This window comes from Sphingobacterium sp. UBA5639 (assembly GCF_002421245.1).
Classification (GTDB): domain Bacteria; phylum Bacteroidota; class Bacteroidia; order Sphingobacteriales; family Sphingobacteriaceae; genus Sphingobacterium; species Sphingobacterium multivorum.
The window spans coordinates 61,865-84,422 of sequence record NZ_DIJR01000012.1 but is presented as its reverse complement, the minus strand read 5'-3'; the positions used below and the strand labels follow the sequence as shown (position 1 = coordinate 84,422).

At 38.0% G+C, this 22,558-nt stretch carries 18 protein-coding genes; 6 read left to right on the top strand and 12 right to left on the bottom strand.

The features are described 5' to 3' along the window. Position 1: 1 nt before the first annotated feature. From B4Z90_RS08765 to B4Z90_RS08750, 4 genes are all read right to left on the bottom strand, one after another. A complete protein-coding gene (locus B4Z90_RS08765) occupies positions 2–1,501 on the bottom strand; it encodes a Y-family DNA polymerase (protein ID WP_286801972.1) in 1,500 nt (499 codons plus the stop codon). Between the two features lie 2 nt (positions 1,502–1,503). Next, entirely contained in the window at positions 1,504–2,244 is a 741-nt protein-coding gene (locus B4Z90_RS08760; protein WP_070563863.1) for an ImuA family protein, read from the bottom strand. A 121-nt stretch (positions 2,245–2,365) separates the two neighbouring features. Then, the gene (locus tag B4Z90_RS08755; RefSeq protein ID WP_046673530.1) at positions 2,366–3,100 is read right to left on the bottom strand and encodes a LytR/AlgR family response regulator transcription factor; all 735 of its coding nucleotides are present in this window, start codon (positions 3,098–3,100) and stop codon (positions 2,366–2,368) included. 12 nt (positions 3,101–3,112) lie between these two features. Further along, the gene (locus B4Z90_RS08750) at positions 3,113–4,990 is read right to left on the bottom strand and encodes a sensor histidine kinase (protein WP_286801970.1); all 1,878 of its coding nucleotides are present in this window, start codon (positions 4,988–4,990) and stop codon (positions 3,113–3,115) included. A 504-nt stretch (positions 4,991–5,494) separates the two neighbouring features. On the opposite strand from B4Z90_RS08750, the gene lgt reads away from it, so the two are divergent. After that, positions 5,495–6,313 (top strand): prolipoprotein diacylglyceryl transferase, encoded by an 819-nt coding sequence (gene lgt / locus B4Z90_RS08745; protein ID WP_286801969.1) that lies wholly within the window; start codon positions 5,495–5,497, stop codon positions 6,311–6,313. A gap of 63 nt (positions 6,314–6,376) precedes the next feature. Here lgt and B4Z90_RS08740 read toward each other — a convergent pair whose 3' ends face one another. After that, entirely contained in the window at positions 6,377–7,045 is a 669-nt protein-coding gene (locus B4Z90_RS08740) for a response regulator (RefSeq protein WP_070563855.1), read from the bottom strand. Between the two features lie 336 nt (positions 7,046–7,381). On the opposite strand from B4Z90_RS08740, the gene B4Z90_RS08735 reads away from it, so the two are divergent. Beyond that, positions 7,382–9,409, top strand: coding sequence for a sensor histidine kinase (locus B4Z90_RS08735; protein WP_286801966.1), 2,028 nt, complete (start codon positions 7,382–7,384; stop codon positions 9,407–9,409). Positions 9,410–9,508: 99 nt separating this feature from the next. Here B4Z90_RS08735 and B4Z90_RS08730 read toward each other — a convergent pair whose 3' ends face one another. From B4Z90_RS08730 to rocD, 6 genes are all read right to left on the bottom strand, one after another. Continuing rightward, positions 9,509–10,579 carry a phytase gene (locus B4Z90_RS08730; RefSeq protein WP_084823135.1) on the bottom strand — a complete coding sequence of 357 codons (1,071 nt, stop codon included), beginning with the start codon at positions 10,577–10,579 and terminating at the stop codon, positions 9,509–9,511. A gap of 13 nt (positions 10,580–10,592) precedes the next feature. Next, on the bottom strand, positions 10,593–11,855 hold the full coding sequence (locus B4Z90_RS08725) for a right-handed parallel beta-helix repeat-containing protein (protein ID WP_286801965.1): 1,263 nt from the start codon (positions 11,853–11,855) through the stop codon (positions 10,593–10,595). Between the two features lie 149 nt (positions 11,856–12,004). Next, a complete protein-coding gene (locus B4Z90_RS08720) occupies positions 12,005–14,791 on the bottom strand; it encodes a TonB-dependent receptor (RefSeq protein WP_286801964.1) in 2,787 nt (928 codons plus the stop codon). A gap of 206 nt (positions 14,792–14,997) precedes the next feature. Further along, positions 14,998–16,566, bottom strand: coding sequence for a tetratricopeptide repeat protein (locus B4Z90_RS08715; RefSeq protein ID WP_286801962.1), 1,569 nt, complete (start codon positions 16,564–16,566; stop codon positions 14,998–15,000). 255 nt (positions 16,567–16,821) lie between these two features. Next, complete coding sequence (locus tag B4Z90_RS08710) at positions 16,822–17,787, bottom strand: arginase (protein WP_286801961.1); 966 nt, start codon at positions 17,785–17,787, stop codon at positions 16,822–16,824. Positions 17,788–17,790: 3 nt separating this feature from the next. Next, positions 17,791–19,050 (bottom strand): ornithine--oxo-acid transaminase, encoded by a 1,260-nt coding sequence (rocD, locus tag B4Z90_RS08705; protein WP_286801960.1) that lies wholly within the window; start codon positions 19,048–19,050, stop codon positions 17,791–17,793. A 121-nt stretch (positions 19,051–19,171) separates the two neighbouring features. On the opposite strand from rocD, the gene B4Z90_RS08700 reads away from it, so the two are divergent. Beyond that, positions 19,172–19,624 (top strand): Lrp/AsnC family transcriptional regulator, encoded by a 453-nt coding sequence (locus B4Z90_RS08700; protein ID WP_046673539.1) that lies wholly within the window; start codon positions 19,172–19,174, stop codon positions 19,622–19,624. Between the two features lie 51 nt (positions 19,625–19,675). Here the strand turns inward: B4Z90_RS08700 and B4Z90_RS08695 are convergent, their stop codons facing one another. Then, the gene (locus B4Z90_RS08695; RefSeq protein WP_046673540.1) at positions 19,676–19,861 is read right to left on the bottom strand and encodes a hypothetical protein; all 186 of its coding nucleotides are present in this window, start codon (positions 19,859–19,861) and stop codon (positions 19,676–19,678) included. 207 nt (positions 19,862–20,068) lie between these two features. Here B4Z90_RS08695 and B4Z90_RS08690 point away from each other — a divergent pair, with 207 nt between their 5' ends. The 3 genes from B4Z90_RS08690 (at position 20,069) to B4Z90_RS08680 (ending at position 22,552) form a co-directional block, all read left to right on the top strand. Continuing rightward, entirely contained in the window at positions 20,069–20,311 is a 243-nt protein-coding gene (locus B4Z90_RS08690) for a hypothetical protein (RefSeq protein WP_046673541.1), read from the top strand. An 83-nt stretch (positions 20,312–20,394) separates the two neighbouring features. Beyond that, complete coding sequence (locus B4Z90_RS08685) at positions 20,395–21,048, top strand: NAD(P)H-binding protein (protein WP_286801959.1); 654 nt, start codon at positions 20,395–20,397, stop codon at positions 21,046–21,048. A gap of 91 nt (positions 21,049–21,139) precedes the next feature. Beyond that, on the top strand, positions 21,140–22,552 hold the full coding sequence (locus B4Z90_RS08680) for an alkaline phosphatase (protein ID WP_286801958.1): 1,413 nt from the start codon (positions 21,140–21,142) through the stop codon (positions 22,550–22,552). Positions 22,553–22,558: the final 6 nt, after the last annotated feature.

The following is a 22,558-nucleotide window of genomic DNA, read 5'->3' as shown; positions in this document are numbered from 1 at the left end:
CTTAAGCAAAAAAACCGTGTATAAACCATTGATCCGTATGCCCGTCATAATGCCCCGAACGATACAGCCAAAAACGCCGGCCTCGCAGATCTTCTACCGCATAGTAATCCCGATGTTCGCCTGGATCAATCCACCATTCACGCTCAATACGTTCGGGGCCATCTGCTTTTCTGATCGTATAGGTGTCTCCCTTATAACGGAACAAGATGGGGGGATAATCGGGTATGGGAGCGGTAACAATAATACGTTCCGGAACCTTCAATAATCGCGTCGGACGTGGTCTTGCCATTTGCCAGTCAACAGTTGCAACCTCATCTAGTGTAGTCGCTATTTTCATGGATCGCTCGGGCCAGTAATGTGCAGACGGAACATAGCGTGAAATCTCACAATTGGCGTCTCTACTTTTCAAGCGATCTAACAGTTCGGTAACTGTCGGGTTTTTGAGGCCAATTCTATTGTTCCAAAGATTTTCCTGAATAGGATCTGCGATTTCAACTTTTGAAACCTCCAAAGTAAATAATTCAATCCCCAATGCCGGTTCAATCTGTGGAATCTTTATGGCAAATAATTGAAGGATATGTTTGACCTGGGCAGTAGCACGATTAGTCTCAATGCTGATTGTCTCTAATTTCCCATCCACGCGGTGGCAATTCAATTCAGCTGCACGTAATCCTTTCCCCTCTCCCGACAAACGTTTACACAACTTGTTTAATAACTCTTCCAGCGCCAGTTCAATACCGTGTGCTGTACAGATGGGTTCGAGACAAGGTAATCGCTCTTCATACGGTAAATTAGCTTTTATAGGAAGAACAAATTCATCTTCCAGCCCCATGGCCTGATCCAGTCGAAGTAATAGGCTGTCACCAAATCTTCTACGCAAGACTGAACGCGGCATTTTTGCAAAACTTCCTATTGACTGTAGTCCAAGCGATTGCAACCTTTTCAATTGAACCTCTTCCAATCGTAGTGCTGCAGGGTGCAAGGGAAAAAGTGCCTCTGACTGCGCCTGTTCATTTATAATCGTATTTTCAGAACCAAAATGTGTGATAGCCCATGCGGCCCCAATGGTATCAGCAATGCCCATGCGCACAGTATAACCATGTTGTTTAAATTGAGAAACAATACTTGTTAAGTAAGTTGCCTCTCCACCCCAAAGATGTGCACAACCACTTATATCGAGCATAATTCCATCCGGCTCATCCAATGAAACCCATGGTGTATACCTTATGCACCAATCTGCTATGGAATGGAGTAATTTTTCAGCCAATCCAGCTTGCTCTTTGATGATTTTAAGTGATGGAATAAATGCCCGTGCATCTGCTATAGCCATACCTGCATGTATCCCCGCTTGCTCTGCAAATGCGTTACACGCACTAACGATTAATTTTCCTTGCACAGCGACAGACAAAACAACAGGAACATCCTGCAAATGTGGCTTACAGACAGTAAGCCAATCTGTTTTTAAGTAACGAAACCAAAGGGACGCAAATCTTTTTTTCATGGCTAGCCTAAATTTTGATAATTATAGGTCCAATCTGTGATCTGCACATCTTTTTTGAGGAATGTTCTAAATCCTTGTGGAGACCAGATAATTTGTCCTTTGGCTGGATTACCATTTCTTACCTTAAGCAGCTCTACTTCCCAACAGGGGTAACCAATACCAGGTAATCCATCATCCGATTGACTAGGTAAAGAAGTAACCTTCCAACGTGCAGCACAACTCGTCGCCAACAAGATCTTGGGGTTATGTTGAAGTATAAATCCTGTCACCCGGCTTTTTTCTACGGCAAGTTGAAGGCGCCTTGACTGAATAAAATCCAGCTGATGTATTTCAGCCAATACGGCTGTTATGCCATGGCATTTCAACGCTTCTTCCATTGCCCATAAAACATCTCTTTCCCGTTTCATGGAGACAAAAACAATCGAGGCCGGATCAACTCCAAATGATTTGATAGCAGCAGGAAATACCGTTTGAATAGAGCCTATCCAAATACAAATCCCATCATTTTGCATCAGTTTTCCAAGCAAAGCACCAATAAATCCACAGGAAGCAGCACTATCCATGCGGTTAAAGCTAACAAATTCATGTATAACACCTTTGGGAAAGATTCCATTTGGAAAAGCTTTTTCCAAAGGCCCCAAATCTATAGCGCATTCATCATTCAAACTTTGAGCTACTCCCTGCCACGACAGTAAGTCTTTTTTAAGTTTGCTAATCAAAGCTTGTTTATCATCTAACATCATAACCCCTCCTATTTAATAGTACATACAAATGTAATACTAAATATTTTAGTATTAAAGACGAAAGCTATATTTTTTAGCAAATAAACACAGTGCTAAAACGGAATCTTTACTATTTCAATTCTTATATATCATTCAAGAATTGTTGGATGACATCTTTTTTTCTGGTCGCAACAGGAATCATTTTACCATCAGACATTTCTATTTGGCCATCCTTGAAATATTTTTTAATATAATTGGCATTGATTAAATAAGATTGATGACAACGAATAAATTCAGATTCAGGAAGCATCGTTTCAAAATGCTTAAGGACTTTTGAAACCATCATCGGTTTATTGTCTTTGATATAAAATGTAGTATACCCTTTATCTCCATGACAATAAAGAATATCATCAATATTCACGATCTGGGTATATTCAAATGTACGAAGCGCTATCTTACGAGGTCTACTTGGAGATTTCAGATAGCTTTCGGCCATACTTAATTGCATGCTATTGAACTTAAATTCCGTATTTTTTTTATAACATTTTTCAATAGCTTCCATAAATTGTTCTGGGACTAATGGCTTTAATAAATACGCAATGGCACCTATATTTAGGGCTTCTATGGCATACTGGTTAAATGCTGTTATAAAGATGGTATTAATATCCAATTTCAGTTCTGAAAGGAAGGATAAACTGGATCCGTCTTTCAATTGAATATCGGCTAAAATAAGATCTGGATTAGATTCAAGCAATTCACGTTCTGCCTGGGCAATAGAGGGACTATAACCTACTATCTGAACATAGGGTATCGCATCTAACAGAGACTTAATATACAGATAGATGTTATGCTCGTCTTCAAGAATATAAACTTTCATAATTTCACGTATTTAATTAAAATATAAAACAAGTGGGATATAAATTTCTACACGATATCCACTTTTATCCTCTTTATAATTGGGTTTTATTTCAATCCTTGCTTTTTGCTTTGGATCAGTAAATAAAAGTTCAAGACGCTCTTTGGTAATCACCTGTGAAAGAGATGTCTTGTGCGCATTCTCTTTTTTATCTGTGCGCATTCCCCAACCATTATCACTGATAACAATATGCAATTGATCTGCTTGCTGATTAAAAAGAATTTGTAACTGTCCGCGATAATTTAAATTTTTGAAAGCATGTTCAAAAGCGTTTTCAACAAACGGCTGAATCAACATGGGGGGAATCATGACATCGTCCACATCCAAATTACCGCTCTCAATTTCAAAATCAAATACATCTTGATAGCGCATCTGCTGTAAAAGTATATAATTCTTTAATGATTTAATTTCTTGATCCAAAGAAATATACTCCTCCCTATTTAATTCGAGTATATCACGAATTTGACGGGACAACAGGATGAGGTATTGATTTGCTTTTGCTTTTTGTTCACTACTGATCAAACCTTGCAAATTAGCTATAGCATTATAAATAAAATGCGGATTAAGCTGGTTTTGTCGTGTCTTTTGCTCTAAAATTAATTGTCTGTTTTCGGCAACTATACGCTGATTAATATTTTTCAACAACTTTTGTTTATTCCGATAATAAATGAAGAATGCAATACTAAAGATCAGCGCAAATAAAATAACAAAAATCCAACGCTGTTGGACCATAATCTGATGGTTGAAGGCATTTGTTGTTTTTAAAAGCTGAATAGCCTGGTCCTTTTTTTCAGTTTCATATCGTGTATTGATCTCATTGATACGATCATTTTCAATACTTTTTGTGCTATTTTTATAATCCTGATAGGCTGAATCTAAGGTAAAATAAGCCCGTTCATAATCTCCTTTTAATGCGTGTGCTACTTGTAGATTCTGGTAATAGAATAATTTATTTTGCTTGCCTTTATGTGTTTTGATAAACTGCAATCCAGCATTGAAATAATAGATCGCCGAGTCCACTTGATGATTATTCAAAAAATTTTTTGCCAAATTCGCATACGCATAGGCATTGAGCGCCTTGCTTGAAGATAAATAATTAAAATACTTTTGGGATGCCTCTACTGCTTTTCGACTATTACCTATGCTAAAAAAATACTGCGCCTGTAAATTATACATGCGCATAATAATAGCAGAATCAGCCGTTTTATTTGCATAATATCTGCAGCTATCCAGTGTTAATTTTAATTTCTCAAAATCATGCAATTCAATATACTGTATAAATTTAATCTCCTGATAGGCCTGTGCAACATGTGGGTCGGATCTGTTGGGATGATAATAATACCACGACTCGTTATCTTTGAGTGCCTGGTTATAATCAGCGCGGCGATAATTTGCATTGGCCAATAGATTAAAAAAAAGAAAACTAAACCTACTTTTATTTGCTAATGCATATTCTTTCGCATCGATAATTTGTTCCATGATGCCAATAGTAGTCACATCATTAAAACTAAAATTAGCTCTTATTTTAAAGTAATCCTTCAGAACATGCAAATCGGGAGACATTGTTCTCCCATCAAGGTTTTTCAGCGCAATTTCTATTGAATCAATTTTATCATCCAACAAGTAGTTATACGCCAAAAAAATCCAATTATAGCCAGAAATATTAAAATATCTATCCTTAGCAAACTCCGTTGTCTTCTTTGCTATAATAGATTGATCCCTAAAATCCTGTAGAGCGAGAAATTTTAATAATGTGTCCTGATAGGTTAAATCAAGTGCCTTATCTTCAGTATGCGCATTATTTCTAGACGTCTGACGGTCACTTTGATAACAAGAAAGTAACTGTGCCATTAGCACGAGAGATAAAAAACAAAAAGTAAATCTTGTCAAATTTCGTATCATCAGAATATAACTATCTGTTTAAATTTACATGAAGGTCTTATATTTTTCCATTACCTCCTTCATTAACTATAATAAGCTTTCACAAGATATCAACAGCTATAAAAAAATAGGCAAGGCACTACTATCCATATCATGTTATCTATTGTCGAATATCGGAATATTATCAAAAAAACCAATATATACTTTCAAAAGTATTTAACCCCACTGATACTTATGTTAATATTCTTCCTCAGTAAAAACACCGAGTGCAATTATTGATCGCAGATAGAGTTAATTTTCTTTTACTTCCTACAAACATACAAATTGGTCAACAATGAAAACTTACTATTTAATAATCGCAATATATGACTCAATATTTGCATCGATAAAGAGAATTTCGTTTTTTTATCAAAACGTGTAACGAAATAGCCATACCACATACTTATATCATAAAGCATCACGCTAAAACGTAATATGGTAAATAGCCTAATCTTTACTTACATAAACTGGACTATAGATAGTGATATCTTTGTTATTCCACTTATTGAACACCCTATTCGCTGGTACGGACTATTTTGGTTATTGGGTATTGTATTATGTTATAAGATATTAGGATCATTATTTAAGAAAGAAGGTCGGCCACCCGAGTTTTTAGATCAACTAACCATTTATATTGTTTTTGGTACTGTCATTGGCGCTAGACTAGGGCATGTATTATTTTACGATCCCGGTTATTACCTCAATAATCCCTTAAAAATATTAGCCATATGGGAAGGTGGGCTGGCAAGCCACGGTGGCGGTATAGGCATACTAATCGCAATCTATTTATTTGCAAAAAAACAGCAACTTCCTTTTCTCTGGCTTGCAGATCGGATTGCTTTGGTCGTCCCTTTAGCTGGTGTTTGCATTCGATTGGGCAACTTAATGAACTCTGAAATGATTGGCACAGCAAGTAGCTTACCTTGGGCCTTTGTGTTTACCCATATCGATACTATCCCCCGGCATCCAGCACAGCTTTATGAAGCCTTATTTTGTCTCTTATTATTCGTATTGTTATATCGTTTATGGAAAGAAAACAAGCTTCGACGTAACAATGGAAACTATTTCGCCTTGCTGTTGGTTTTGCTGTTTTCGTTCAGGTTTTTAGATGAGTTTTTGAAAATCAATCAAGAGCATTTTGAAGACTCCTTATTGATCAATATGGGACAGCTGCTTAGTATACCCTTCATTCTTATTGGAGCTGGCCTATTTATTTTCAATCGTTGTCGAGAAAGAATACCGAATATAACGTAATAGAATGCGCGGACTTCCAATAATAGCCCGCTACGTCATGCTCACCAAATACAGAAATGGTTATCATGATTTTTTTAATAAGCCATGTTGAAAAGCATATTTTACTAATTCCGCGGTATTTTTTACCCTTGTTTTATCTATCAAGCTCTGCCGATATCCTTCAACAGTACGCTTACTCAAAAAGATTTTATCTGCAATTTCTAAATTTGTAAAACCGTCAGCGATTAACTCTAATACTTCTAGCTCGCGATCGTTTATTTCCAGATCGAGGATGATATTCGAGCCCGCATCCCTATAAACTTGACCGGAAGAAACTTGTTCAAGCAGGGCTATACTAATTTCTTCGCTCATATAGCGTCCGCCTTCAGCGACATGCTTTAATCCAAAAAGTAATTCATTGTAACCTATATTTTTCAACAGGTAGCCCGAAAGACCATGTTCAAAACCTTCAACAACATAATGAATTTGATTTAGCATAGACAATATCACAACTTTGACCAATGGATATTTTTGACTGATGATTTTTAAAAGCTCCATCCCGTCCATATGCTCCATGTTTATATCAGTTAAAACAATATCAGGAGCTAAACCATTCGCCAATATAGACAGCGCTTCTGCACCATCAGATGCCTCGCCTATCACCGTAAATTCACCCTGGGATTCTAAAAGTAGTTTAATACCATTCCGTACGACCATGTGATCTTCAACCAATAGTATCTTAACCGTATTCATCTTCTATGGCATTTAAATAAAAACTTTCAATTCTATTTTCTTCCAAACTTATACTGCAACGATAATTTATCATATTCGCTATTTGAAATAAAAAAGTAACAGACTGCAAACAAAATAAAGATACAACTTTCTATCCAGTCTACTGTCGACATGATGAGTTCACATTAAACAGCCCACAGGATCAACTGGCAAATAAAATAGTGGATTTCATCCCGTACGACAACTCCGGTCATTTATGGATAGAGCGAAAACTCATGAGAAAGGAACAATATTTGTATGCTATTAAATCAAGCTATAGCGATATCGCTTTAATCAATACTTAATTTTTGCTATGTTATGATATGTTCAGATAAAGATATTTTAGCCGTTCTCACCTCTTCATTGGATGCCTGCGCAATTTATGATAGTGCAGAACTCCATATTTCTTATGCAAGCACTAACATGTTAAAACTTTGGGGTTGTGATCAGCGTATTATTGGGCAGTGTCTTGAAAATTGTCTTCAACGAGAAGATTTAACACCCTATATCCCCCTCCTGAAAAATGTCTGGATAAACGGAAAAACTGCGGTCATTGAAAAGATAAGGATTAAACTCAAAACGGAAAATCAGGCTTCACTAGGTTATACGCACACTTTTGAATATCATCCGCTCATCGATGAAAAAGGTGAAATTTATGGCATATTTAATCAAATTAGACTGATACCTGAAAATGAAGACAAGTACCCACAAACGCAGGAAAAAAATACCATTGAACGAAAATTGCTACAAGATTTATTAACTCAAAAATATCTTATAGCAGGAAAACACTATAAGAGCCCAACGAATAATTACACCTTGTCATCTAAACATACTGAAGATCTCAATGAAAAACTTAAGGGGGCACTCAAGAAAATCATTGAGAGTGAAGAACATTATCATTTTGCTTTACAGTCGGCCGAGATGGGAACATGGACCTTAAATTGTAAAAATTACTTAGTAAATTGGGATGAACGGACTCGGGAACTCTTTGGGTTTGCGAAAGGTGAGTATGTTCCATACAATGAAGTCATTAAATATATTCATCCAGAAGATAGGAATAGAATCGATCAGGAAGTCAAAAAATCACTGACTTATCAAAACAAAGGTGTTTATGACGTACAGTTTAGAACCATTGGAGCACAAGATCTTCAGTTACGGTGGTTGCACTGTAAAGGAAGAGTATACTTTGACCAAGACCAACAACCCGAATGGTTTGCAGGTACCGCTATAGATATTACCACCCAGCATCAAGAACACGAAAAGCTTGAAACAATTCATCAACTTATCGCCAAAAGAGATCAACAGTTTAGAATGATCGTAGAAGCCGCCGGTATCGGTATATTTTCTATTGACATGGAAACCAAAACAATGGAACTCAATGATCGCTGCCGTGAATTATTTGGCTTCGATCAGCAAGACAACATCAAAGAAGCTGACTTTTTCGACCAAATACTGCCTCAGTACAGAACTATCATGCATGATGTTTTTCTGGAAGTAACACATAAACAATCTCCTTTCGATTGTCAATGTGAAATAAAAGATAAAAAAACAGGTAAGATAAAATGGTTAAGGTCAATAGGTGGAAGTCAATTGGAATCGGATACAACAAGACATATGATCTACGGCGCTATAATAGACAGCACCAATGACAAGGAAGAAGAAAGGAAAAAACTAGACTTTATTAGTATCGCAAGTCACGAACTTAAAACACCGTTGACCTCACTAATTGCCTATATCCAATTACTTCAGGCCAAAGAAGGTACACTGAGCACCGAAAAGCGCATGCAATATCTCCACCAATCGAATGAGCAAGCAACGCGTATGCGCGGTTTAATTGACGGCTTTTTAAATGTTACTCAATTAAATGAGGGTAAGCTAGTGCTTCGCAAAAAGACATTTAACGTTTGCTCTTTAATCGATTATATTCAAAATATCTATTCTTTAAAATCGGTAAAGCACTTCATCCATTATACAGGAGCAATAGATTCGAATTTGGAGATTATTGCCGATCGTGATAAAATCGAACAAGTGCTAATCAACTTCATGGACAATGCCATTAAATATTCACCCAGTAATTCAACAATTACCCTGCATGTGGCAATACAATCAGGTTATTTTGAAGTCGAGATCAAAGACCAAGGAAAAGGCATCAATCACAAGGATCAGAAACAAATATTCAACAAATTCTATCGTGTAAATGACGATGCAGATTGTTACGCGTCGGGATTTGGTATTGGGCTGTTTATTTGCAAAGAAATTATTCAAAAACATCAAGGAGAAATTGGTGTCAACAGCCAGATTGGTCAAGGATCAACCTTTTGGTTTAAAATTCCGCTCAGTGCATAAAGCATAACGCGTGGTATTTTAAACAAATATTACCAATAGCAAAAAAAAGCAACAGCTGTAATCAAATAACAACTGTTGCTCTAGCACTTATTCTATAACCTATTTCTTTTTCAAATCCGCTCCGGCAATATCTTCCCATCTATAGTAATGGAATGTTTTATCGTCGCTCATAGTAACAAACAAGCCATGTTTAAAGGTTTCATTTAAATTAAAGGAGGTCGTTTCTGAACCATCACTTTGTGTTGCCATAACCGGTACAGTCTTCAGATATTTGTGTTCGAAAGGATTGCTTTGGGTTCCTTCCCGACTAAAGACCTGAAAACGATTTGCACCCTGGTCCGACACCAAGATATATCCGGTACTATCGGTCAATTTATAAATCGAAATACCTTCATGATCTTCTTTAAAACCTGTTGTAGCAAATAATGCCAACTGTTGGTTTCCCTTTGCTGGATCGGCATAGTATTGTTTTACGCCAACTTGTTCGTCCGAATAGTAAATATATCCAAGCTCATTGTCCACCGCTATCGCCTCGATCTCTTTCTTTCCACTAAATGAACCAAATTTGCGAACTAATGTAGCTTTTACCGTACCAGAACCATTATCCTCCAATAAATATTGACCCAAATAGCCTTCTTTTGGTCCATTTTTCCGTCCAACAATAGCATAGATCTCTCCTTTTGGGGAAGTATATAGGGCAATCCCCATCAGATCCCTAAATTCCGGTTCAGTTTCGCTAACAAACATATCCAGTCCCCCTTGATCGATCGGTTTCATATCGGGTAATGAAAAGACACGCAATTTATGGGTCATACGCTCTGTTGTGACGGCGATATCCACAGGTTTCCCCCCCAATACCAAACCGTAGGCTACATCAACATTGTTTGGTCGTTTTAAATTGGAAACCACTTTTTCTTTGACCGTTTTACCCTGTAAATCGTACACGAATAAAGCTCCATCGGCATCTTTATCCGTTGCTATAATCAAACTCTTGCTCGGATCGCTCTTATTGATCCAAATTGCGGGATCATCCGAATCATAACGTACAGCATCGGTCACAATAACGGGCTTAACTGATTCTATATTATTTGTTTGCGCATTTTCGCATGCCATTTGAAGCAGGGTTGATGCTCCCAAAGTTAGTGTTAGTATTGTTTTTAAATTTGTCATTATATGAAGTAAATTAGAATTTGGAACCGAATGCCCCAACATATGCTGCTGGCTGGGGAGAACTATAGATTAGACCGTTTGACATCACTAGGCCACTCGTAAAATGAGGTTTAAAAGCAAGGGTACCAGCCTTTAATGCAGGTGAATTCCCTTGGAGATGAAAATCCCAGGTGGAGTCAAACAGATAGTTGTCGACTGAGGTTTCCAAAGGATAGGCTATAAATTTAGGATTATTATCTCCTGCCACTTTACCTCTAATATCATTACTACCGCCTACAATATCATTTTTGCCGACCTGAAACTGATCTACATTCAATTGGCTGTAACCATAGTACCAGTTATTACTTGACACAGAACGGTTATCTTCTGGCTTTTTCGGATCGCGCTTGACTCCAAACCGCGTATTAGCATAAAGATTATTGTAAATCTCGGCTCTGACAGATGCTTCTAACCAAATCGAACCTCCTTTGGCTGTCGGTCTGCGCCATCCAGTGTTGAGCATGGTATTATTGTAAACAATAATATAAGCCTGGGGTGTACGGTCTCCTGAATTGGACAGTTTTAATGCATTGGTATTTACACTATACACTAGGTTATAAGCAACATCTGCAAGACATCCGGATTTGAAATTCATCGCTTCTCCACCTGTCACCCCATTGGAAAAGAAACGGTTGTTAGCAAAAATGATTTTTCCTCCTTCAATATACGTGCAGTCTTCGTGAAAATGACTTACCGTACTATTTTGAACCACTAGTTTTCCATTTGGATTAGAAAACCATAGCGCTGGTAAAGCTTCACCAGACACTTTTTTATACAAGCCCATCTTTACAGAAGTCGACGCGTCTGATGTAATTGCACCCCCATACTCTATGATGGTATTGTCCAAAACAAGTTCCTGACAGCTTGGAGCGGCTAAAATTCCTCCCCATAATTTGCCAAATTCATTCGTCTTCGTCTTATACCCATCTTCAACCGTAAACTTGACAGGATTTTCAGCTGTACCTAACGCATATAAATTACCCAAAACAACAATTTCAGGCTTATTGACAGAATCCATCAATACAGTTACGCCTTCCTCAATCGTTAGTGTCTTACCTTCGGGAATAATAATATCCCCCTTAATATGCTGCACACTCCCCTTACTCCACACACCGGAGACCTCGCCGATAGCACTTCCATCGGCATCAGCAGTATCAACATCAATATTTGCTTTTTCACAGGCGCTTAACACCACGATAAAAAATGCTAGAAACGATAAAATACATTTATTTTTCATCTGTATATATTTAATTTTAATGATGAAGCGAATCATACTTGTTCAAAACTTGATCGTTCCAAAAAAGGGAAAGCTTCACCGAAACAAACTGTTGTTATTTCACACCGTACATGTTCAGATTAAAACATGTTGTGTTTTACGCGGGTCTATTATTTACTAAACGAATAACGTAAACCAAGGATATAGTTCTGTCCATACAAATCCTTTCTAATCAATGTATTTCCGTCTTCAATAAGCTTTTCAGCGATCTTCTCATTTTCGGGATTTGTTCCTTTCACATACAATTCCATGGGTGTATTCAAGATGTTGTTGGCTTTGGCAAAAACGGCCCAACCTGCTTTAAATTTTTTCTCAATAGAAGCATCTAACTGAACAAATCCCTTTTGCCATAAATCATCGTTCAAAAATTGCGATACTGTATTGATCCGTGAGCCGGTATAAGATCCAGCCAACTGTCCTTCCCAGCCATTATTAGCATCTTTGTAAAGCAATGATAGATTGGCCACATGTGCAGCTTGCCCATATAATGGTCTAGTTTGATCCACGATTATCGCTTCTGGGTCCTGTGTGGTTTCATTGATTCGACGCGACATCTTAGCGGTCGTTATACGTGAATGTGTATAGGTATAATTGGCCTTAACACCAAATTTCTGGATATACTTGATGTAATCAACCTCGACACCAAAGTTGTTGGCATTACCAAAATTACCTGGAGTGTAGTATACATCCTGCTTACGAACCTCATCCGGTTGAAAGGTATATTCAATTGGGTTTTTGATTTTCTTATAAAACATACCGACAAGAAATTGGGAAGAAGCTTCAGGGAATAATTCATACCTTAAATCGAAATTATCTGCTAAGGCATGTTTTAAATCTGGGTTTCCTTTTTCTAAAAACTCTTCATTAACCACACTTGAGGGTACAATTTCATAAAATCCAGGTCGGTTTAACGCGCGATAATAGGCTGCATGAAGCTGTTGTTTTTCGTCCAAATGATATTTCATGGTCAAACTTGGCAGCCATTCTGTATAAATCTGTGATCCCTCCGGTCTTTTTTCTCCTGCAGGAAACAATAATTTATAATTCTGATTGCTGTGTTCCATCCGGATTCCACCGATCATCTGCCATTTGTCATTCTCATAATTGAACATGCCGTACAATGCTGTGGTCTTCTCACCAGCGTCGTAAGTTAGTGGATTTGCGACAGCTCCAGTAGGATTGGTGACAGTCAGATTGAGATCGGTATAGCGCTGAAAATCCACACCGTATTTATACTTTGCCTCTTCTGCAGAAGCTGGTGATAAGTTGTAGTTATTGTAAAAACTACTACGCTGTTTATCACGATACAGACCTCCGGTCGATAGCTCCAGCTTACTGTTTTCCATTGGAACTTTATAAGCCACATCCCAATAACCTGCATGATCATTATCCGTATTACGCTCCCAACGATAGGTTACAGGAGATTTATTGACGAGAGAAGTTCTTTTACGTTCAAAATTTTCTTCTACGCCATCCAAACTGATCATCGTATTTTGTGGCAATTGATTGCGCGCTGAAGAAAGCACACCTGACCAACGGACATTCAGCCGATTATCTAAAAAATGATGATCCCCCTGTAGGGTACCATTGTAGATCTGTTGCTGTGTTTTTCGACTTCTTGTCACATAGGTCAGTTCGGCTTTACCAATACTGGGATCATACTGGCCATTATATATCGTATTCACAGCATCACGCAATTGCATGTTATTTAAATTCACATACATTTGATAGAAGCTAATCCGATGATTCAGATTAAATCGATAGTCGATCTTGTTATGCAAACCTAAGCGTTGTTGCTGTTCATCATATTGACGATCACTCTGCTCAGTAATTACCGCATTGGGATTTACGCCAACGACAGCCGATTTGTAGAAAATAGAACGACTGCCACGATGTAAATTTTGATAACTCGCACCCAAAATAACGCCCAATTTATCATCCAAATACCGATTGCCTATTGTCAAATTGCCGACAAGGTCTGGAAGTGGCTTTTTATAAGTATAATCTAATGCACCCTTATTAAAATCAGCAGCGGTTGCATTGTAATTCTTCCCATGCTGTTCATATGGCGATTTTGCCGAGGTTCCGCTTGTCGAAAAGCTTCCAAAATCCCGATTAAAATAACGTTGGCTATAACCTGTTGCCAAATTTGCTTGAAGCAATAGCTTTGTCGGCGCCGATTTCATAACCATATTGACAACCCCACCTACTGCATCGGCTTCCATATTTGGTGTTAGCGACTTGTAGACTTCTAAGCGTTCCAACATATCTGAAGGAAATAAATCCAAAGGCACATAACGGTATTTATTATCTGGACTCGGAACTTTTACGCCATTCACCAAAGTCGTGTTGTAACGTTTATCCATCCCTCTCAGAATTGCGTATTGCCCCTCGCCATTCGAATTTCTTTCTATGGATACACCCGAAACACGCTGTATAACATTTGCGACGGTGATATCGGGAGAAATCTCTATTGCGCGCGCCGAAACAACATTCATAATTTGTGACGCATTCTTTTCTAAACGCCGCGCGCTAGGATCGTCATCCCCACCGTTTCGACGTCCTTTTATAGTTACTTCCATTAATGTTTGTTCGGTCGATGTCAGCTGAAAAATAAAATGAGGGGTATTTTCTTTTTGAATCTCGATTTCTTTAATTAGTTCGGCGTAAGCCATATGCTTGATATGGACCTTATCCACACCTGCAGATAATCCTTTGAATTCAAACGAACCATCCAATTGTGTTTTGGTCGATAGCCCACTTTGTTCCAAGAAAACTGTTGCACCAGCAATAGCTTCACCAGTCTGACCATCCAATACCTTACCTTTGATTTTGGTCGCATAAGCAGCGCTGACCGAAATACTGGAGGCAAGTAATACTGTTAAAAAGTTTTTCATTTTGCTTAGATTATTATGAATCTTTGATTGTTGTCGCAAAGATGGCAGCCAATTTTAATCACACAAAATATCGAGCGTTACAATGAGGAAACAAGGTAGAAAGTGGGCTATACAGCGAGGAAACAAGCACTACTAAACATCTAATAAACAGCAGTTTAAATGCAATTTAAGCGCCATTAACATTCTATTACTCCTGTGTTAAAAAATTATGAAATCCCAACAAGATAGCCCGCGAGGTCCTCTCCTTGTTCCAGTCTTAGTTTTTTTCGCAATCGATGTCTGGCAACACGAAGGCTATCTTGTGATATGCCCAATAAGACGGCAATATCGATATTATTCAAATTTATTTTAAGCAATGCGATTAACCGCATATCCGCGGCCGTCAAATCTGGAAATCGTCGAATAAGTTTTTCAAAAAAGCTGTGATGTACCTTTTCGAAAGTTCCCATAAACTCTTTCCAATGAATACCCTGTGTGATATTTTCATTGATCTGCAACACCAACTTCTGCATCTGTCGTTTTTGATCCCGGCGTTCGTCCTTAACCATTCCTTTTAATTCATCACGAAGTTCTTCCAAAAATTGATTGTTACGGATTAAATTTAAGGTATGGGATGTCAATTCCTTTTGCTTGAGCGACAGTTCTTGTTTGAGCTGCTTATCTTCAAGCAACTGGTTTTTAAGTGCAATTTCGGTCAACTCGCGTTCGGCCTCCTGTTTTCGGGAATCGGAGATCTGGTTTTTGATCTTAATTTTCTGGCGACTATGCAATACATAGGATAACACAATTAACAAAATTAAAACCACGATTGTTCCCCAGAGCATGATTAAGTTGATTCTTTTGGTTACTTGTAATTTCTCGATCTCTTCGGCTTGTTGATTCATATCGTAGAGTGCCTGAAAAAAAGCAGTATGGCGAGCACCATCCACACTATAAAGTTCAAGCACCAACTTACGGCTCTTTTCTGCATAAAAATAGGCGCTATCCATCTGCTCACGCAAGGCGTAGGTTCTACTCAAATCTTTTGTCGTAGCAGCCATTTGATACACATCACCCAAATTTTCCGCCATCTGATAAGCCAATTGCGTGAGTTTAATACTTTCTGGATATTTATTGGTCTTCCTAAAAATATCGCCCATATTATTTATGACCACAATTTTTCCATAATTGTCTTTTGTTTCCGTATAGAGGGTACGTGCTTTTTCAAAATGAAAAAAAGCGCTGTCATACCTTGCAAGATCTTCATAAATACTGCCTAAATTTTCATGGATCTTGGCTTCTCCATTTTTATTACCAATACTGCTATAAATGGACAAAGCAAGATTCTGGTAGACAAAGGCGGAATCGTAGTTCGCTTCCTTTTCAAATAAATGACCTATATTCCCTAATGTACCTGCCTCTCCATTTTTATCCCCTTCTGTTCGGAAAGAATGTAGCGCCTTGTTAAAATAAACTTTCGCTAGATCATGTTGTTTGTTGAAAATATTGAGCTCCCCGATATCACTCCAATTCGAAGCAAGATGCTGTTTTGAATTTAATTGCGTATAGATTCGATCGGCTTGAAAATAGTAGTCCTGCGCCTGTCCATAATGCCCCTGATTAACACATAACCATCCAATCGCCTGTAAACAATTGGCTTGTAATAATAAGTCTTTATCCGTAACAGCTTTTGCATAACGTTTTTTTACGAGCATAATTGCAGAATCAGGATGGTTTTGACTTAATCCTCTAATATCCTTAAAGGATTCAACCTGCGCAGTACCTGGCTGCCACAAAAAAAGCTGTATAAAAAAAAGTAGAAACAAAATAATTTTATCAGAAATCCTCATATTTCATGTAAATAATCGAATTGCAAATGTACATGAAACATGTTAACACAATATTAAATCACATAGAGTAATACGAGTTTTAACATAAGAAAGGCTGACTTATTTTTATCCACCAAGTTCAACGATATACTATTAAAAAAGCCCTTTTATTGACGATACACATCAATAAAAGGGCTTGAAAATAGACAATCCCAAAACCGGTTAATTACTCGATTTCAATTCAATGAGCGGAGTGATCCGTTCTAATATATCAAATGCCACCTCTGCCATTTTGTTACCCTTATTGTCCAATAGTGGATTAACTTCAACAATTTCAAAACAAATCACCTTACCCGATCGGATGATCTCTTCTAAAATCGACACAATCTCCCTTGGCAAAAACCCCTTCGGTACTGGTGTTCCGGTGCCATCCGAGATCAATTCACTATCCATGCTATCCACATCAAAAGAGATATAAATCATATCACATGCTTCTAGGATTTTCAATGCTTCAGCCACACAATCGGTTATTCCGCGCTGTCTCGTATCTTCCACACGATAGTTTTTAATGCCAAATCGTTCAATGACCAGATCTTCCGGTTCTTCCGTATCCCTTACACCAAAATAAATCAAATGATTGGATAGTATTTTACCTACTGGGCCAGCTATTCGTTTTAGTTTATTCCAAAATTCTTGTGTCGATTCGTCTATTTTATTGATTTTACACGGGATATTATCCTCATTCAACATCGCCGCTAAAGGCATTCCATGCATATTACCAGAAGGTGTTGTGTGCGGAGAATGAATATCGGCATGCGCGTCTACCCAGATCACACCGAGTTGTTTATCAGGATAAGCGGACTTTAAACCACTGATCGTCCCCATTGCGGAGGAATGATCCCCTGAAAACACCAATGGAAAATTGCCGGAAGATAAGCTATCTTCAACGGTGGAAGCTACTTGTTTGCATTGTTCATAAACCTGCTGAATATGTTTCGCAAAAGGATGATTATCATTCTGATAAATGGAGCTATTTCGAGTCGGCACATCAACAAATGGATAGTTAATGAAATATTGACTTCCTTTATTAATTGCAGCTATCTCGATGGCGTCGATGCCCAGATCTGAACCCCTAGTCCCTGCTCCTATATCCGATCTGTTTTTGATCAATTCAATCATTTTCTCCATACACTATTTCAAATTAGTCAACGATCGCTCAATGATCCCTAAGCAAGTCTCGACTTGCTCTTTTGTAATAACCAGCGGCGGAGCCAATCGAATTTTGTTACCATGTGTAGGCTTCGCTAAAAGTCCATTTTCTTTAAATTTGAGACAGATATTCCAGGCCAAATCACTTTCTTCATCCGCATCAATTACAATGGCAGTCAAGAGCCCCTTTCCTCGCACTTCTGTAATTAACGTGCACTTAGCAGCAATCTGACGCAATCCATCCAAAAACAAGGCCCCCATCTGAAACGCCCGTTGCGTCAAATTTTCATCCCGCACAACATTTAACGCTTCCATAGCCACTGCACAGGCCAATGGGTTCCCACCATAAGTCGAACCATGTTCGCCCGGTTTAATACACAACATAATGGAATCATTTGCCAACACTGCCGATACCGGCAATACACCGCCCGATAAAGCTTTCCCTAAAATCAGAACATCTGGTTTGCTTTGACTCTGCGCATCATCAATAGCATAGGATGCCAACATGCTTCCCGTCCGAGCAATACCGGTTTGAATTTCGTCTGCAATAAACAATACATTGTATTTTGTACATAATTGTCTCACGCGCATCAGATAATCCTCATCAGGAACGACAATACCCGCTTCGCCCTGAATTGGCTCAACGATAAAACCGGCGATATTTTCATCTGCTTTGAATAACTGTTCTAGTGCATCAACATCATTATAGGGAACGAGTACTATGCCATCTAAAAAGGGCCCAAATTCGTGTGTTGCAGTACGATCATTGGATGCCGATATCACAGAGATTGTCCTACCATGGAAATTGTCCTTGGCAAAGACAATTTTCGCTTGATTGGCTGCTACACCTTTCACCTGATAGGCCCATTTACGACAAAGCTTCATTGCCGTTTCCACAGCTTCAACGCCCGAATTCATGACCAAAGCCTTATCAAATCCAAAAAGATGACAAAGCATTTCTTCAAAATCACCCAGTTTATTATTATAAAATGCCCTGGATGTTAATGTTAATTTCTCGGCTTGCTCTTTTAAAGCGTGTACAATCCGTGGATGGCAGTGTCCTTGATTGACAGCTGAATATGCAGATAAGAAATCAAAATAAGACTTTCCATCAACATCCCACACCATAACTCCTTCAGCTCGTTCCAAGACGACCGGAAGAGGATGATAATTGTGCGCTCCATATTTTTCTTCTTTGGCAATGAACATCTCGCCCTTACCTTGTTTAGCTACTGTACTCATAATTCAGTTTTTTCTAATAAGAACAAATATACAATATTTACTTTTTTATTGACTGAAAAATAAAATTTAACCCTAAATTAGCGTAGAAATATTTAAATTAACTTTTAAACCGCTTTCTACAATGAATAATATCGATGACTTTGATCTACAGATTTTAAAATATTTAGACGAAGATGGACGGATGGCCTACTCTGCAATAGCAACAGCCATGGGCGTATCCAATACCATGATCCATCAACGAATCAACCGTTTGACGGAACAAGGGATACTGACAGGTATAAAGCCCGTATTGAATGAAAAGAAGCTAGGCTATGATTGGGGTGCTTTTACAGGGCTAAGTTTAGAAAAAGATCATGATTCGAGCAGAATTATTGAAGAGCTCAAAAAAATACCAGAAGTTACAGAATGCTACTATATTACGGGCAACTACACGTTATATGTGAAAATTATTGCTAAAAATCACGAACATATGCGACAACTACTTTATGAAAAAATCGATAGCATTCCAGGAATTGCGAAGACAGACTCCCTTATCGAATTAGGCTGTGCTTTCAAACGTAATATTATATTCTAGCACAAGAAACAACCGAAGGGATCCTGAACACGGATTTTCAGGGTCTCAACGCTATTTACCAATATTTGCCAACTCTTCTTCCGTCCAATAGATTAATTCTCGTAAAACATACACATTTTCATAACTTCCCAATCCATCGATGTAATCCCACAAATCACCTTCAACCTTCACTGGTCTTCCATGATGAAGTATATCATACCCATTATCTAACCAATTTTGTATCTGCTCTTTATCCATCGTTATTAAAACTTATTGTTAATTATCTTTAAAATGACTATATCAAATATAATGTATTTTACACTTGCTGCCCACAACTGGATAAAAGAAAGTCAAATTTCAACAACTTTTTGACATAATGCCTATCACTCTTCAAGAAGTTATCACGCTATTTGGCAAATTTTAAAAATAAAAAAGTATATTCGTATAACATCAAATATCAATATTATGGCAGATTTTTTCTACGTTGGATACGAAGGTGAAGACGAATTACTCGAACTGGTGGCAGTATCTACAATTCAATCCCTACTCTATTTCCAAGATGCCGATCAAGAGGACTTTACAACAATAAAAACCGCTATTGATCAAAATTTTATTGTCGAAGAAGATCTAATCACTGTAGCAGACACCCTCCGATTGGATCAATCTATTGTTCGCTTTACTCCTGGCAAGCCTAATTATAAAGATTAATTGCATACTCAATCATCTGGGCAATAACTCTCAGTAAAGCAATTCATTCAAGATAATTAGTAAAGAAAATAAGTAAGGAAATAATGAAGGTAGTTTTAATTGGCGGTTCTGGTGCTACAGGAAGGGCGCTCATTCAATTGATGTTGAAATCTAAGGAAGTTACGGAAATCGTTGTTCTTTTAAGACGTGTGTCGTTTGATGAGCACATTAAATTGAAACAGGTTATCATAGATTTTGAAAATCTAACGGATTTTGAGCGCGAGATCCAAGGCGACATCGCTATTTCCTGCCTTGGCACCACATTAAAGGACGCTGGCAGTAAAGATGCACAATGGAAAATAGATCATGATCTTAATTTGCAATTTGCGGCATTGGCAAAAAAAAATGGTTTTCCTACGTTTCTCTTATTATCGGCTCTTCTTGCGGATCCTGCATCAAAAATTTTTTATAACCGCATGAAAGGAACCCTTGAACAGGATGTTAAAGCACTAAATTTTAATCGGCTTATCATTTTCCAGCCGGGAGGATTAATACGACCAAACACAGATCGCTTCGGTGAAAAGACAGCCATTACTACCCTTCGTATCCTTAATTCGATAGGATTATTCAAATCCTATAAGCCACTTTCGGTAGCACAAGTTGCTTCCGCAATTTTACAGGCGATCAATCACTACACAACAGGTATCCATACAGTAACCGTGAAAGATATCCAGAAATTAGCAGCAGAAACCAGTTGAAACAAGTAAAAAAACAATTCATAATATTGAATTAACAGTAAGCTAATCCTAAGGCTGTAATTTGTGTTTTTTTAAAATAACAACCATTCAAATGAAAAAACACGTTTTATTTCTGTTTCTCCTCGTTTTTTTACATGTTTGCCCCTCTTTTGGCCAAGAAGCAAAATACATCTTTTACTTAATTGGTGATGGCATGGGCCTCAACCAGGTTAATCTCACCGAAATTCATCAAGCGGAAGTACAGCATAAAGATAATCCCATCTCACTTGTGTTTACCCAATTTCCTCATGTTGGATTTGCCTCCACACATTCACTCTCCAATGGCGTAACGGATTCAGGCGCTGGAGGTACCGCATTAGCCGTTGGAAAAAAAACCAAAAATGGCGTTATCGGCATGGACAGTACAGGAACTGTCCCCTATAAGAGTATAGCTTATGCCGCTAAGCAAAAAGGAAGGAAAGTCGGTATTATTACAAGCGTCAGCATAGACCACGCTACCCCGGCTTCATTTTATGCGCACCAAGCAGACCGCGATATGTATTATGAAATCGGTAAAGAAATTGTCACTTCCAATTTTGATTTTTTTGGCGGATCCAATTTTCTCAAACCCGAAACAGCATTTGATCATAAAAAGGCGCCATCGCTTTTCCCCATATTAGAAAAAGCCGGCTATAACGTGCTTAAAGGAAAAGATGCTTATGCACAACTACCCAATAAATCAGATAAGATCATATTGATGAATTCAGATGACAGTCCCATAGATGCCCTTAAATATGCCATAGACCAAAAGCCAAATGATTTAAAATTGGCAGATATCACATCTGCAGCTATCACTTCACTGCATAAAAACAATACAAATGGTTTCTTTTTAATGATTGAAGGTGGAAAAATTGATTGGGCATGCCATGCAAATGATGCAGCTACGACGATTCAGGAAGTATTGGATTTCAATGCCTCCGTACAACTCGCCTATGATTTTTATAAAAAATTCCCAAATGAAACACTTATAGTCGTTACAGCGGACCATGAAACAGGAGGATTAGGTGTCGGTAATGGAAGTTCTTCGCTGAAAACAAAATTCTTGTCCCACCAAAAAACCTCGCATGCAGAACTTTCGAACGCAATTGGCAACCTTCGTAAGAATAATCCAAATGCAACATGGGACGATCTCAAGAATCTCATTGCTGCTCAAACTGGTTTATTTTCCAAAATTACAATCCATGAAACTGATCGTAGTGCTTTAGAAGCTGCCTATCAAAAAAGCTTTGTCGATCATCAAAATGAAACCGCAAAAAGCCTTTACGCAAGCGACGACAAAATAGCCGCATTGAGTATTTCAATCTTAAATCGGATGGGATCAATAAGCTGGGCCTCTAATAACCATTCGGCCGCCTATGCACCGGTATATGCGATCGGAGTTGGCTCCGAGCAATTCAGTCAGAAAATGGATAACACAGATATACCAAAGAAAATCGCTACAGCAGCAAAACTTAGTTTGGACTAAACAAAA